The following is a 15,642-nucleotide window of genomic DNA, read 5'->3' as shown; positions in this document are numbered from 1 at the left end:
CACGCAGGAAAATGGTCGGAGGCGGGGCGATGTCTACCTTTTCGACCGTAGGCTCGCCCGGTCCTCGGGCAAACCCTTAAACCGGTGCCGGCGGCCCCTATCCGATCCCGGACGCCAGCCAGTCGTCGATCACCCGCGCGGTGTCGACCGCGCCCGACTCGAGCATCGTGAAGTGGTTGCCGGCAACCTCGGCCGTGGCGGTGGCCGAGGGCCACGTCGCACGCCAGGACAACTCCGGTTCCGCGTCGGGGCTCGCGCCGTCAGCCCGGAACAGGTCGGTCGGGCGGACGAACAGGGTGGGTGTCGTGACAGCGGGCACCGCGCACTCCGCGATCAGCCCCACGTAGCGGCCCATCGCGGAGAGCCGGGCGCTGGTGAAGGGTCCGAAGGACTCCTCCCGGGCGAACAGCCCCTCCAGCATCGGTGTCGCGAAGCCTTCCATCGCGGCGCTGTCCGGCAGGTAGGTGTCCAGCAGGACCAGGCCGGCGGCGGGACGGCCCCGCTCGTCGAGCAGTGCCGCCAGGCCCTGCGCGAACAGGCCACCGGACGAGTAGCCGACCAGCGCGTACGGTTCCTCACCGACGACCTGGAGGAGGCTGGCGGCCAGCCACTCGACGACCGCGCCGGGCGACTCGGGCAGCGCCTCGGCCGACCGGAATCCCGGGATCGGCAGGGCGTGCACCTCGCGGACGCCGCGCCACGCCGTCGCGAGCCGCGCGTACTGGTGCGCCCCACCCAGACCCATCGGCGACGGGACACAGATCAGGCGAGGCCGTGCCGGTCCCTCGGCCAGACGTAGCGGCGCGGCGATCTCGGTCAGCTCCGCAGGCGACCGGAACCCGGGACGCAGCCGCGCGACCGCGGACAGCAACGCGAAACCGTCGTCCCGGCGTCCGGCCGCGACGGCGTCCCGGAACAGCGCGCCCAGCGTGTCCTCACGGTCGGCCGGGGCCACGGTGCCACCGCCAGCCGGGGACGACGCGGTGCCACCGACGGTCGCGTACAGGTGACGCCCCAACGCCCTGGCCGTCGGATGATCGAACACCGCGGTCGCGGTCAGTCGTACGCCGGTCGCCGCGCCGAGCTGGTTCCTCAGCCGGATGGCCGCCAGCGAGTCGAAGCCGAGTTCGGTGAACTGACCGTCCGGGGCGACGTCGGCAGCGGATCGGTGACCGAGGACGGCGGCCGCCTCCGCGCGGACCAGGGCGACAAAATCGTCCTCGGTACGCGGTGCCGGGCGGGACGACTCGGCGGTACTGCGACGGGTCGGTCTCAGCCTCTCGAGCAGCGGCGTCGCCGGCACGCCGTCGAGTTGCAGGCGAACCGGCAGCAGGACGGGTGAGCCCGCGTCGAGGGCCGCGTCGAACAGGGCGAGCGCATGCCGGTCGTCGAGCGGGAGGACGCCCGACTGTGCGGCGTCGACCGCTGTGGTCATGGCGCTCCTGGTCTCCCACAGTCCCCAGGCGAGTGACTGGGCGGGTAGCCCCTCCGCCCGCCGTTGTCGGGCCAGCGCGTCCAGATAGGCGTTCGCCGCCGCGTAGTTGGCCTGACCCGCCGCACCGAACACCCCCGACGCCGAGGAGAAGAGGATGAACGCGTCGAGCTGCCGGTCGCGGGTCAACTCGTGCAGCAGGTACGCGCTGCGGGCCTTGGCGGCGAAGACCGTCTCCAACCGCTCCGGCGTCAGGTTGACGATCGTGGCGTCGTCGAGGACACCCGCCGCATGGATGACCACCCGCGGGGAAAACTCGTCGAGCAACCCGCGCAGACACTCCCGGTCACTGATGTCACCGGCGACGACCCGCGCCTGCGGCAGACCCCGCACCAACCCCTCAGCACCCGGCGCGTCCGGACCACGCCGCGACACCAGCACCAGGTCGTCCACCCCGTACTCACGCACCAGATACCGGGCAAGCAGACCACCCAACGTGCCGGTACCACCAGTGACCAGCACCGGCCCGGCGCTGAAGTCCGGCCGCCGCCCGCCCTCGGCCACGCCGGCACGCACCAAACGGGGCACCTGAATACGGCCGTCGTCGTCGACCCGAAGCTGCGGCTCCCCACACACCGCCACCGCAGCCCGCGCCACCACCGGATCCGCCGCATCGACCAGCACCAGACGGTCCGGATGCTCCGACTGCGCCGACGCCAACAACCCCCACACCGCCGCCGCATCCGGAACCGTCTGACCACCCGGAATCAGCACCAGCCACCGCCGGTCATCGGCAACCAACCGCTCCTGAACACCGGTCAAGACATCGGCCAGACCGACACCCGCGCAGTCCCACACCGGAAGGTCAACTTCCACCTGACCGAGGCCGACCGCACCGGACTGGCTGGTCTGACCGGCGTAGTCGATCTGAGCGGCATGGCTCGCCTCACCGGCCTGACTCGCCCGGCTCGCCGCACCGGATTGGCTGGCCTCACCGGCTTGGCTCGTCTGGCTGGCCTGACCTGCGTCGATCCAGTCGATGGTGTAGAGGTCTCGCACCGTCCTGGCCGGTAGCCGGTCCGGTAGCGGCCGCAACACCAACGAACCGACCGTGACCACCGGTGCTCCGTCCAGATCGGTCAGAGTCACCGACAGCGTGTCACCGTCGACCCGCATCCGCACCCGCGCCTCTGTCGCACCCGTCGCATGCACCACCACGTCCTGCCACGCGAACGGCAACAGCTGCTCCCCCGGAACACTGGGCTCGTACAACCCCGCCACGTGCAACGCGGCATCCAACAGCGCCGGATGCACCCTGAAACGGTCCACCTCCGCACGACCAACATCGTCCAGAGCCACCTCGGCGACCAACTCCCCGTCAACCCGCCACGCCGCCCGCAACCCCTGGAACACGGGTCCGTACTCCAGACCCACATCCGCCAACCGCTCATAAAAATCATCAACGGCAACCGGAACCGCACCCACCGGCGGCCACACCACACCCGCCCCGGGCAACACCGACGCCCCAGCGGAACTATCCCCCGACACACCCACAACACCACCAACATCACCCGACATACCCACGCCGGCATTTACAGCCAACAAACCCGTCGCGTGACACACCCAATCGCCATTCCCATTACGATTCCCATCGTCGTTCGCGTTCCGGGAATACACCACCACCCGGCCGTCTCCGGCCACTACCGTCTGCACCTCGACAAACGCCGACTCTTCCAGCACCAACGGCACCTGCACCATCAACTCCCGCACCACCGACAACCCCACCACATCACCCGCACCCACCACCCACTCCACAAACTGCGCCCCCGGCACCAACACCACCCCACCCACCACATGATCCCCCCACCACGAATCCCCACCACCCACCCGACCCGACACCACCACACCACCGTCACCCAACCGCACCACCCCACCACCACTACCACTGTCTCCGGTATGACCTTCAAGCCAAAAACGCTCCCGCTGAAACGCATACGTCGGCAACTCGGCCGGTGCCACCCCCACCGGCATCACCGAACCCCAATCAACCCCCACCCCCGCCACCCACAACACACCCGCCGCCCGCAGCACATCCCCCATACCGCCATCGCCGCGCCGCAACGTCCCCGTCACCACACCCCCCGGCACCATGTCCGCCACCCCCGCCAACAACACCGGATGACCCGACACCTCCACAAACCGACACAACCCATCACGAGCCGCCGCCCGCACCGCATCCTCGAAACGCACCTCCCCCCGCAAATTCTCAAACCAATACCCGGCATCCAACTCCCCACCATCCACCAACCCACCCGTCACCGTCGAATACCACGGCACCACACCAGACCGAAAACCCACCACACCCAAACGCTCCCGTAGGACTCCTTCGACCACATCCACCTGCACCGAATGCGACGCATAATCCACATCCACCCACCGCACCCGCGCCCCACCCCAATCCACCGACCCCAACACCCCACGATCCCCCGACACCACACACAACCCCGGACCATTCACCGCCGCCACCGACACCCCCACCACACCCACCAACCGCAACCGCACCTCCTCCACCGACAACCACACCGACAACATCCCCCCACCACCACCCGACAAAAACTCCCCCACCACACCCGCCCGCACCGCCACCACCCGCGCACCCTCCTCCAACGACAACACCCCCGCCACCACCGCCGCCGCCACCTCACCCTGCGAATGACCCACCACCCCCACCGGAACAACCCCCAACGACCCCCACACCCGCGCCAACGACACCATCACCGCCCACATCAACGGCTGCACCACCCGCACATCCCCACCCACCACCCCACCCGACAACAACACCCCCACCACCGAACAACCCACCCACGGCAACAAAACCCGATCACACTCCCCCATCGCCCCCGCAAACACCCCCGACTCCACCAACAACCGACACGCCATCCCCTCCCACTGCCACCCCTGACCCGGAAACACCAACACCACACCCAAACCAGAACCACCAGACAAACCCGAACCCGAACCCGAAAAACTCAACGAACTCGAAGTCGAACCGCCCGACGAATTCGAACCCGAACCTAAAGAACCCCGCAAACCAGCCAACAACTCCTCCACCGAACCACCCACACCCACCGCCCGAAACGGCAACAACGCCCGACCCCACAAACCCACCGCCACCGAACCCACCGACACACCCGAACCACCCGAACCACCCAAAGCAAAACTCTCCAACCGCTCAACCTGCCCCACCAACCCCTCCCGCGAACGCGCCGACACCAACCACACCACCGGACCACCAACCCCATTGGCATCATCGGCATCAACCCCATCAACAACAGCAACATCAGAACCAGCATCCACAATCCGAGCGATATCAGAACCCACAGGTACAACAACATCTCCAGAAACAGAATCCGAGCCCGACGACACCGCAACCCACTCCGGATCCGGCGCCTGCTCCAGAATCACGTGCGCGTTCGTGCCACTCACCCCGAACGACGACACCCCCGCCCGACGCGGCCGACCCACCCCAGGCCACTCCGTCCGCTGGACCGCCAACTCCACCGCACCGGCCGACCAATCCACCTGCCGAGTCGGCTCATCGATATGCAGCGACCGGGGAACCACACCATGCCGCATCGCCAACACCATCTTGATCACACCAGCCACACCCGCCGCCGCCTGCGTGTGACCGATATTCGACTTGATCGACCCCAACAACAACGGCCGCACCCGACCCTGGCCGTACACCGCCAACACCGCCTGCGCCTCAATCGGATCCCCCAACCGCGTCCCCGTCCCATGCCCCTCCACCACATCAACATCAGCCGCAGACAACCCCGCCGACACCAACGCCTGCCGAATCACCCGCTGCTGCGACGGACCATTCGGCGCCGTCAACCCATTCGACGCACCATCCTGATTCACCGCCGAACCCCGCACCACCGCCAACACCCGATGCCCACACTCCCGCGCCACCGACAACCGCTCCACCAACACCACCCCCACCCCCTCAGACCACCCCGTCCCATCCGCCCCCGCCGCAAACGACTTACACCGCCCATCCACCGCCAACCCCCGCTGCCGCGAAAACTCCACAAACACCCCCGGCGTCGCCATCACGGCAACGCCTCCGGCGAGCGCGAGATCGCATTCCCCGGACCGCAGGGACTGGGCGGCCAGGTGGAGGGCGACCAGTGACGACGAACAAGCGGTGTCGATGGTGACCGCCGGCCCCTCGAACCCGAAGGTGTAGGCGACCCGGCCGGAGGCGATGCTGCCGGCATTGCCGTTGCCCATGTGCCCTTCGAGTTCCGGCGGAATCTGGGTCATACGACCGAGGTAGTCGTGGTACATCAGGCCGGTGAAGACGCCGGTGCGGCTACCGCGCAGCGACAGCGGATCGATACCCGCCCGCTCCAAAACCTCCCACGACACCTCCAACAACAACCGCTGCTGCGGATCCATCGCCAACGCCTCACGCGGAGAAACACCAAAAAACCCCGCATCAAAATCCCCAGCCCCATACAAAAACCCACCCTCACACGCATAACTCGTCCCCACCCGATCCGGATCCGGATCAAACAACCCACCCACATCCCAACCCCGATCCACCGGAAAACCACCCACCGCATCCCGCTCCCCCACCACCAGATCCCACAAATCCTCCGGCGACCACACACCCCCCGGAAAACGACACGCCATACCCACGATCACCACCGGATCCCCCTCCACCACCCCCAAACCCGACACCGAGGCCGACCCCACACCCACACCACCGAACAACACCTCATCCAGATGACCAGCCAGCACCACCGGCGACGGATAGTCGAAGACCAGGGTCGCCGGTAGCCGGGCACCGGTCCACGTGGCCAGGCGGTTGCGCAGCTCCACGGCGGTGAGGGAGTCCAGGCCCATGTCGCGGAACGCCTGTCCGGCGTCGACCTGGTCGCCACCATCGAAGCCGAGCACCCCGGCCACCATCGCGCAGACCTGACGTACGAGCTCGGCCCGTCGCCGCTGCGGCTCCCATCCGGCGTACCGTTCCGTCAACGACTGGTCCCGGTCGCCGGACGCCGCGGTGCGCCGCGGAGCCGGCACCAGGCGCGACAGCAGCGGCGGTACGACAGTCGAACTGTTCAGGCGCAGCCGCACCGGCACCGTCACCGGCGCGTCGGCCCGCAGTGCCGCGTCGAACAGTCGCAGGCCCCGCTCGTCGTCGATCGGCAGCACGCCCGACCGGGCCAGACGATCACGATCCGCCGACTGGGCCAGCGTGCTCGCCGACTCCCAGAGGCCCCAGGCGAGCGATAGGCCGGGCAGTCCCTGCGCCCGCCGGTGTCGGGCCAGCGCATCCAGGTAAGCGTTCGCCGCCGCGTAGTTGGCCTGACCCGCCGCACCGAACACCCCCGACGCCGACGAGAAGAACACCAACGCACACGACCCGTCGGTCAACTCATGCAGGTGCCGCGCGGCGGTGGCCTTCGCCCGGAAGACCGACTCCAGCTGAGCTGCCGTCAGGTTGCCCACCGTCGCGTCGTCGAGCACCCCTGCCGCATGAACCACCACACCAGGCCGAGCCTCGTCGAGCAACGCCGCCAACGCCTCCCGATCCGCCACGTCACACGCCACCACCCGCACCCGCGGCAGATCCCGCACCAGCCCGTCCACACCCGGAGTGTCCGGACCACGCCGCGACACCAGCACCAGGTCATCCACCCCGTACTCGCGCACCAGATGCCGAGCGAGGAGACCGCCCAGCGTCCCGGTACCACCAGTGATCAACACCGGTCCGGCACCGAAATCAACCCTGCCGTCTCCCTCGGCCGGCGCAGCCCGCACCAACCTGGGCACCCGGATACGGCCATCATGATCCACCCGCAACTGCGGCTCGTCACACACCGCCACCGCCGCCCGTGCCACCACCGGATCCGCCGCATCGACCAGCACCAGCCGGTCCGGATGCTCCGACTGCGCCGACGCCAACAACCCCCACACCGCCGCCGCATCCGGAACCGTCTGACCACCCGGAACCAGAACCAACCACCGCCGCTCATCAGCAGCCAGCCGCTCCTGAACACCGGCCAGAACATCAGCAAGGTCGGCACCGGTGCAGTCCCACACCGGAAAGTCGGCTTCCCCCTCACCGATCTGGCCCGCATCCATCCAGTCGACGGTGTACAGGTCCCGCACCGGTGCCACCGACGGTCGATCCGGCAGACCCCGCAGCGCCAGCGAGCCGACCGTGGCCACCGGAGCGCCGGACGTGTCGCTCAACGTCAGCGACAGGGTGTTCCCGTCGACGTGCATCCGGACCCGGACCTTCGTCGCACCGGTCGCGTGTACCGCGACGTCCTGCCAGGCGAACGGTAGCAGCGGCTCCGCCGGACCCTCGGACCTGTCCAGTGCCGCTAGGTGCAACGCCGCATCCAACAACGCCGGATGCACCCCGAAACGGCTCGCCTGCCCATGATCCACCTCGTCCAGGGCCACCTCCGCGAGCAACTCCGCGCCCGCTCGCCACACCGCCCGCAACCCCTGGAACGCCGGACCGTACTGCAGACCGACACCGGCCAGACGCTCGTAGAAGCCCTCCACCGACATCGGCACCGCGCCCACCGGCGGCCATGGCGCATCGGCCTGCGGGGCGTCGCCTTCGGCGGCCTCCGCCAGCTGGCCGGTGGCGTGGCAGGTCCACGCTTGGTCGGCGCCGGTGCGGGCGTGGATGCTGAGCTGCCGCCGACCGTCGACGGTGGTCTGCACGTCGACGGTGCCGGCGGCCTCCAGCACGAGCGGCGCCTGCACCGTCAACTCCCGTAGTACGGGTGCGCCGACCAGATCACCGGCGTGCACCGCCCAGTCGACGAACCCGGTTCCCGGCACCAGCACCGAGCCGTCGACCACATGGTCGGCCAGCCATGGTTGCCGGGCCGTCGATACCCGGGTCGACACCACCACCCCGCCGTCGGCGAGCCGCACGGTGCTTCCGCGCCAGCCGCCTCCGTCGAGCCAGTAGCGGCGGTGTTGGAACGCGTACGTCGGCAGGTCGTCGGGTGCCGCCACCGTGGGCGACACCGGCGCCCAGTCCACCGACACCCCAGCCGTGTGCAGCGCACCCACCGCGGTCAGCCAAGCGACCACCTCATCGACATCCCGCCGCGACACCGGCACCACCCGACGATCGGGCAACATCGCCGTCAACGTCGCATCCGGACCCACCTCCACACAGATCCCCGCATCCACCACCGCCATCGCCTCGCCGAACCGCACCGTCTCCCGCACCTGACGCACCCAGTACTCCGGCACCGTCACATCCGCACCCACCTCCACACTCGACACCAACGGCACCCGCGCCTGCCGAAACTCCACCGACCCCACCACCTCGGCAAACTCCGCCAACATCGGCTCCATCAACACCGAATGAAACGCATGCGACACCCGCAACCGCCGCACCCGCACCCCCGCCCCCGCCAACCGATCCGCCGCAGCCTCGACCGCCGCCACCGGACCGGACAACACCACCTGCTCCGGACCATTCACCGCCGCCACATCCAAACCCAAACCCACCACCACCGACTCACCAGCCTGCACCGCCAACATCGCCCCACCAGCAGGCAACGCATCCATCAACACCGCCCGCGCCGCCACCAACCGACACGCATCCACCAGATCCAGAACCCCGGCGACCACCGCCGCGGCGTACTCACCCACCGAATGCCCCACCACCACACCCGGACACACCCCAAACGACCGCAACAACGCCACCTGCGCCACCTGCACCGCAAAAATGCCCGGCTGCGCAAACAACGTCCGATCCACCAACCCACCACCCCCAACCAACACCTCACCCAACGACCGCGGCAAAAACCCCTCCAACAACCCACACACCCGCCCGAACTCCTCCGCAAAAACCGGAAAACGCGCCGCCAACCCCACCCCCATCCCCCACCACTGCGAACCCTGCCCCGAAAACAGAAACCCCACCGTCGACTCACCTGCGGCGACCGGCTGCGGTGCCGCCCGCAAGCTCCCCAGCAGTTCCGCGGCCGAGGCGCCGACCCCGACCGCCCGGTACGGCAACAACGCCCGCCGCGCCAGCCCCGCCGCGACCCGGTGGACGGAGACCTCCGGCCGCTTCTCGACCATGGCGGCCAACCGGTCGACCTGTGCCCGCAGCGCGTCGGCCGAACGCGCGGAGACGGCCCACACCGTCGCACCGTCGTGCTCGGCAACCGGCTCGGGCTCCGCCTCGGTCGCCTGCTCCACGATCACGTGCGCGTTCGTGCCGCTGACTCCGAACGACGACACCCCCGCCCGACGCGGCCGGCCCGTCCGCGGCCACTCCGTCCTCACCGCCGCCAGCTCCACCGCACCGGCGGACCAGTCCACCTGCGGAGTCGGCGCATCGACGTGCAGCGACCTCGGCACCACACCATGCCGCATGGCCAGGACCATCTTGATCACACCAGCCACACCCGCCGCCGCCTGCGTATGACCAATGTTCGACTTCACCGACCCCAACAACAACGGCCGCACCCGATCCTGCCCGTACACCGCCAACACCGCCTGCGCCTCAATCGGATCCCCCAACCGCGTCCCCGTCCCGTGCCCCTCCACCACATCCACGTCAGCCGCAGCCAACCCCGCCGACACCAACGCCTGCCGAATCACCCGCTGCTGCGACGGACCATTCGGCGCCGTCAACCCATTCGACGCACCATCCTGATTCACCGCCGAACCCCGCACCACCGCCAACACCCGATGCCCACACTCCCGCGCCACCGACAACCGCTCCACCAACACCACCCCCACCCCCTCAGACCACCCCGTCCCATCCGCCCCCGCCGCAAACGACTTACACCGCCCATCCACCGCCAACCCCCGCTGCCGCGAAAACTCCACAAACACCCCCGGCGTCGCCATCACCGTCACCCCACCAGCCAACGCCAGATCACACTCACCCAACCGCAACGACTGCACCGCCAAATGCAGCGCCACCAACGACGACGAACACGCCGTATCCACCGTCACCGCCGGACCCTCGAAACCAAACGTGTACGACACCCGACCCGACGCCACACTCCCCGCATTACCGTTGCCCAGGAATCCCTGCAGCTCGTCGGGCACCTCGGCGAGCCCGGTCGCGTAGTCGTGGTAGGTCAACCCGGCGAAGACGCCGGTCCGGCTACCGCGGAGCGCCTGCGGGTCGAGCCCGGCCCGTTCGATCGCCTCCCACGACGTTTCGAGCAGCAGCCGCTGCTGCGGATCCATGGCCAGCGCCTCACGTGGCGAGATCCCGAAGAACGCGGCGTCGAAGCCGGCGACGTCGTCCAGGAACCCGCCGGTACGGGTGTAGGTGTGACCGGGCAGGCCGGGCTCCGGGTCGTAGAGTGCCTCGACGTCCCACCCCCGGTCGGTGGGAAAACCGGTGACGGCGGAGCGTCCGGCTTCGAGCAGCGTCCACAGGTCCTCCGGCGAGCCGACCCCGCCGGGAAAGCGGCACGCCATGCCCACGATGGCGATGGGTTCCCGGCCCGCCTCCTCGATCTCGCTGAGCCGGTCGCGTGTCTCCTGGAGCTCGTTCGTCACACGCTTGAGGAAGTAGCGGAGTTTCTCCTCGGCGTTCATGATCTGCGGTCGCTCCTCGCGGGTCAGGAAATGCCCAGCTGGTTCTGGATGAAGTCGAAGATCTGATCGTCGTCGGAGGTCTCCTCGGGCAGCCGGACGCCGGTTTCGTGGTCGCCGGTCGTCAGCCGGTCGAGGAGTACGCGCAGCCGGGAGCCGGCCGCGGCCCGGGTCGCCCCGTCGAGGACCACCGTGTCGAGGAGCCGTTCCAGCCGGTCGAGCTCGTCGGGCACCGACGTGGCCGTCGGTCCGCCGAACGTGGACCGGCGCAGCTCGGCGGCGAGCGCGGCCGGGTTGGGGTGGTCGAACACGAGCGTCGTCGGTAGTTGCCTGCCGAGCGCCGCGCCCAGCCGGTTACGCAGTTCCACCGCGCTCAGGGAGGTGAAGCCGAGTTCCTGGAAGGGCCGGTCGGGATCGATCCGGTCCGGTCCGGAGTGACCGAGGACCGTGGCGGCGTGCGTCCGCACCAGTCCGAGCAGTTCCTGCTGCTGCGCGGCGGCGTCGAGCGCCGCCCACCGCCGCGTGACCGGGACCTCGGTCACACCGCCGGTGTGCGTGCTGTCGCCGCCGGTCAACTCGGTGAGCAGCGGGCTGGGCCGGCTCGCGGTGAACCGCGCGGCGAAGGTGTCCCAGTCGATGCCGGCGACGAGGGCCGTCGCCTCGCCACGGTCGAGGACCCTGCCGAGTGCGTCGAGCGCCGTCTCCGGCACCATCGGCCGTACGCCGGCCGCGGCCAGGCCGTCGGTGTGGCCGGCCATGCCCGTCGCCTCCCAGGCGCCCCAGGACACGGCGAGTGCCGGACGCCCCGCCGCCTGCCGGGCCGCCGCCAACGCGTCCAGGTAGGCGTTGGCGGCGGCGTAGCTGCCCTGCCCGGCAGCGCCGACGGTGCCGGCGACCGAGGAGAACAGGACGAACGCGTCGAGGTCCAGGCCGCGGGTCAGCTCGTCGAGGTTCCGGGCCGCGGCGGCCTTCGCCCCGAACACCGCCGCCAGGCGGTCGGTGGTGAGCGCGGCGAGAACCCCGTCGTCGAGTACGCCGGCCGCGTGGAAGACCGCCGAGGGCGGCCCACTGCGGGCGAGGAGATCGGTGAGCTGCGCGCGGTCAGCCACGTCGCAGGCCACCACCGTCGCCGTCGTTCCCCGCGTCGCGAGTTCGGCGACGAGATCGTCGGCCCCGGGAGCCGCGGGTCCGCGCCGGCTCAACAGGACCACACGGCGGGCGCCCCGTCCGGACAACCAGCGGGCCAGGTGCGCGCCGACGCCGCCGGTGCCGCCGGTGACCCAGATGTCGCCCTCTGGTCGCCAGGCCTGGGCCCGCCACGTCGGCCCGGTGGTCGCCCGGGACAACCGCCGCCCGAGTACGCCGCCCGGCCGTACCGCCGCCTGGTCCTCGACCGCGGCGGCGACGGTGGCGAGGACGTGCGCGGTCGCCTCGGCGTCGGGGCGTCCGGAGACGTCGACCAGGCCACCCCAGAGCCGCGGGTGTTCCAGGGCCGCGGTCCGGCCCAGGCCCCAGATCGCCGCCTGCGCCGGGGCGTGGACCGGTCCGGCCGCGACGGCGTCGCGGGTCAGGCACCACAGGGGCGCGTCCAGGCCGGCGTCGTCGAGCGCCTGCAGTAGGTGCAGGGTGGCGGCGAGCCCGGCCGGCACGACGGGCGCCGGGGTCTCGTCGAAGCCCAGCAGGGAGATCACGCGGTCGGCGTCGCTGTCGCGGAGGGCACCGGTCAGGGCGACCCGGTCCAGGCCGGCCGCTTCCAGGACCGTGCACCGGCCGCCAGCGCTCTCGACACCGTCGCGCAGGGCCGCGGCCCAGCCGGCGTCGACGCCCTCGCCCGGGGTGAGCAGCAGCCAGCTCACCCCGGTGAGGTCGGCCGGCGGAAGGTGCGCGGGCTGCCAACTTTCGGCGTGGAGCAGGTCGTCGGTCGAGGTACGCGCGGCCGGGGCGTCGTCCGCATCGAGCCAGTAGCGGCGGTGTTGGAACGCGTACGTCGGCAGATCCTCAGGCACCGCCACCATGGGCGACACCGGCGCCCAGTCCACTGACACCCCAGCCGTGTGCAGGGCACCCACCGCGGTCAGCCAAGCGACCACCTCATCGACATCCCGCCGCGACACCGGCACCACCCGACGATCGGGCAACATCGCCGTCAACGTCGCATCCGGACCCACCTCCACACAGATCCCCGCATCCACCACCGCCATCGCCTCGCCGAACCGCACCGTCTCCCGCACCTGACGCACCCAGTACTCCGGCACCGTCACATCCGCACCCACCTCCACACTCGACACCAACGGCACCCGCGCCTGCCGAAACTCCACCGACCCCACCACCTCGGCAAACTCCGCCAACATCGGCTCCATCAACACCGAATGAAACGCATGCGACACCCGCAACCGCCGCACCCGCACCCCCGCCCCCGCCAACCGATCCGCCGCAGCCTCGACCGCCGCCACCGGACCGGACAACACCACCTGCTCCGGACCATTCACCGCCGCCACATCCAAACCCAAACCCACCACCACCGACTCACCAGCCTGCACCGCCAACATCGCCCCACCAGCAGGCAACGCATCCATCAACACCGCCCGCGCCGCCACCAACCGACACGCATCCACCAGATCCAGAACCCCGGCGACCACCGCCGCGGCGTACTCACCCACCGAATGCCCCACCACCACACCCGGACACACCCCAAACGACCGCAACAACGCCACCTGCGCCACCTGCACCGCAAAAATGCCCGGCTGCGCAAACAACGTCCGATCCACCAACCCACCACCCCCAACCAACACCTCACCCAACGACCGCGGCAAAAACCCCTCCAACAACCCACACACCCGCCCGAACTCCTCCGCAAAAACCGGAAAACGCGCCGCCAACCCCACCCCCATCCCCCACCACTGCGAACCCTGCCCCGAAAACAGAAACCCCACCGTCGACTCACCTGCGGCGACCGGCTGCGGTGCCGCCCGCAAGCTCCCCAGCAGTTCCGCGGCCGAGGCGCCGACCCCGACCGCCCGGTACGGCAACAACGCCCGCCGCGCCAGCCCCGCCGCGACCCGGTGGACGGAGACCTCCGGCCGCTTCTCGACCATGGCGGCCAACCGGTCGACCTGTGCCCGCAGCGCGTCGGCCGAACGCGCGGAGACGGCCCACACCGTCGCACCGTCGTGCTCGGCAACCGGCTCGGGCTCCGCCTCGGTCGCCTGCTCCACGATCACGTGCGCGTTCGTGCCGCTGACTCCGAACGACGACACCCCCGCCCGACGCGGCCGGCCCGTCCGCGGCCACTCCGTCCTCACCGCCGCCAGCTCCACCGCACCGGCGGACCAGTCCACCTGCGGAGTCGGCGCATCGACGTGCAGCGACCTCGGCACCACACCATGCCGCATGGCCAGGACCATCTTGATCACACCAGCCACACCCGCCGCCGCCTGCGTATGACCAATGTTCGACTTCACCGACCCCAACAACAACGGCCGCACCCGATCCTGCCCGTACGCCGCCAACACCGCCTGCGCCTCGATCGGATCCCCCAACCGCGTCCCCGTCCCGTGCGCCTCCACCACATCCACGTCGGCCGCAGCCAACCCCGCCGACACCAACGCCTGCCGAATCACCCGCTGCTGCGACGGACCATTCGGCGCCGTCAACCCATTCGACGCACCATCCTGATTCACCGCCGAACCCCGCACCACCGCCAGGACGTGATGCCCTCGACGCCGGGCATCCGACAACCGCTCCAGCAGCAGCAGGCCGACACCCTCGGAGAAACCCGCGCCGTCGGCCGCGGCCGCGAAGGACTTGCACCGACCGTCCGCCGCCATTCCATGCTGCCGCGAGAACTCCTGGAAGACGATGGGCGTCGACATCACGGAAACCCCGCCGGCGAGTGCCATGTCGCATTCCCCGGCCCGCAGGGACTGGGCAGCCAGGTGCAACGCCACCAACGACGACGAACACGCCGTATCCACCGTCACCGCCGGACCCTCGAAACCAAACGTGTACGACACCCGACCCGACGCCACACTCCCCGCATTACCGTTCGTGAAATAACCCTCCAACTCCACCGGAACCGACCGCACCCGCGACCCGTAATCGTGATACATCAACCCCGCGAACACACCCGTCCGACTCCCCCGCAACGACAACGGATCCAAACCCGCCCGCTCCAACACCTCCCACGACACCTCCAACAACAACCGCTGCTGCGGATCCATCGCCAACGCCTCACGCGGCGAAATCCCAAACAGATCAGCATCAAAATCCGCAGCGTCGTACAGGAAGCCGCCCTCGCGTGCCGACACCGAGCCCGGGAGCCTGCCGGTGGGGTCGAACCGGGCCAACCGTTGCCAGCCCCGGTCGACCGGGAAGGCGGCGATGCCGTCACCGTCCCGGTCGAGCAACGTCCACAGCTCCTCGGGAGACCGCACCCCACCCGGGAACCGGCAGGCCATGCCGATGATCGCCAACGGCTCGGTCGCCGCGTCGACCAACCGGCGGTTCTGTGCGCGCAGCCGTTCGTTCTCCTTCAGCGACGAACGCAGCGCCTCGACGAACTGGTCCTGCGACGTGTTCATCCGTCCTCC

General features: G+C 69.7%; 2 protein-coding genes. Both read right to left on the bottom strand.

Annotation, left to right across the window (positions count from 1 at the left end; genetic code table 11):
* Nucleotides 1–97: 97 nt before the first annotated feature.
* Nucleotides 98–11,056, bottom strand: coding sequence for a type I polyketide synthase (locus O7625_RS18700; protein WP_282340219.1), 10,959 nt, complete (start codon nt 11,054–11,056; stop codon nt 98–100).
* A gap of 23 nt (nt 11,057–11,079) precedes the next feature.
* Nucleotides 11,080–15,633 carry a type I polyketide synthase gene (locus O7625_RS18695; RefSeq protein WP_282340217.1) on the bottom strand — a complete coding sequence of 1,518 codons (4,554 nt, stop codon included), beginning with the start codon at nt 15,631–15,633 and terminating at the stop codon, nt 11,080–11,082.
* Nucleotides 15,634–15,642 lie beyond the last annotated feature (9 nt).

The sequence above is a fragment of the Micromonospora sp. WMMD714 genome (assembly GCF_029581315.1).
GTDB classification, from domain to species: Bacteria; Actinomycetota; Actinomycetes; order Mycobacteriales; family Micromonosporaceae; genus Micromonospora; species Micromonospora rifamycinica.
This window is presented reverse-complemented; position numbering and strand designations above follow the sequence as displayed.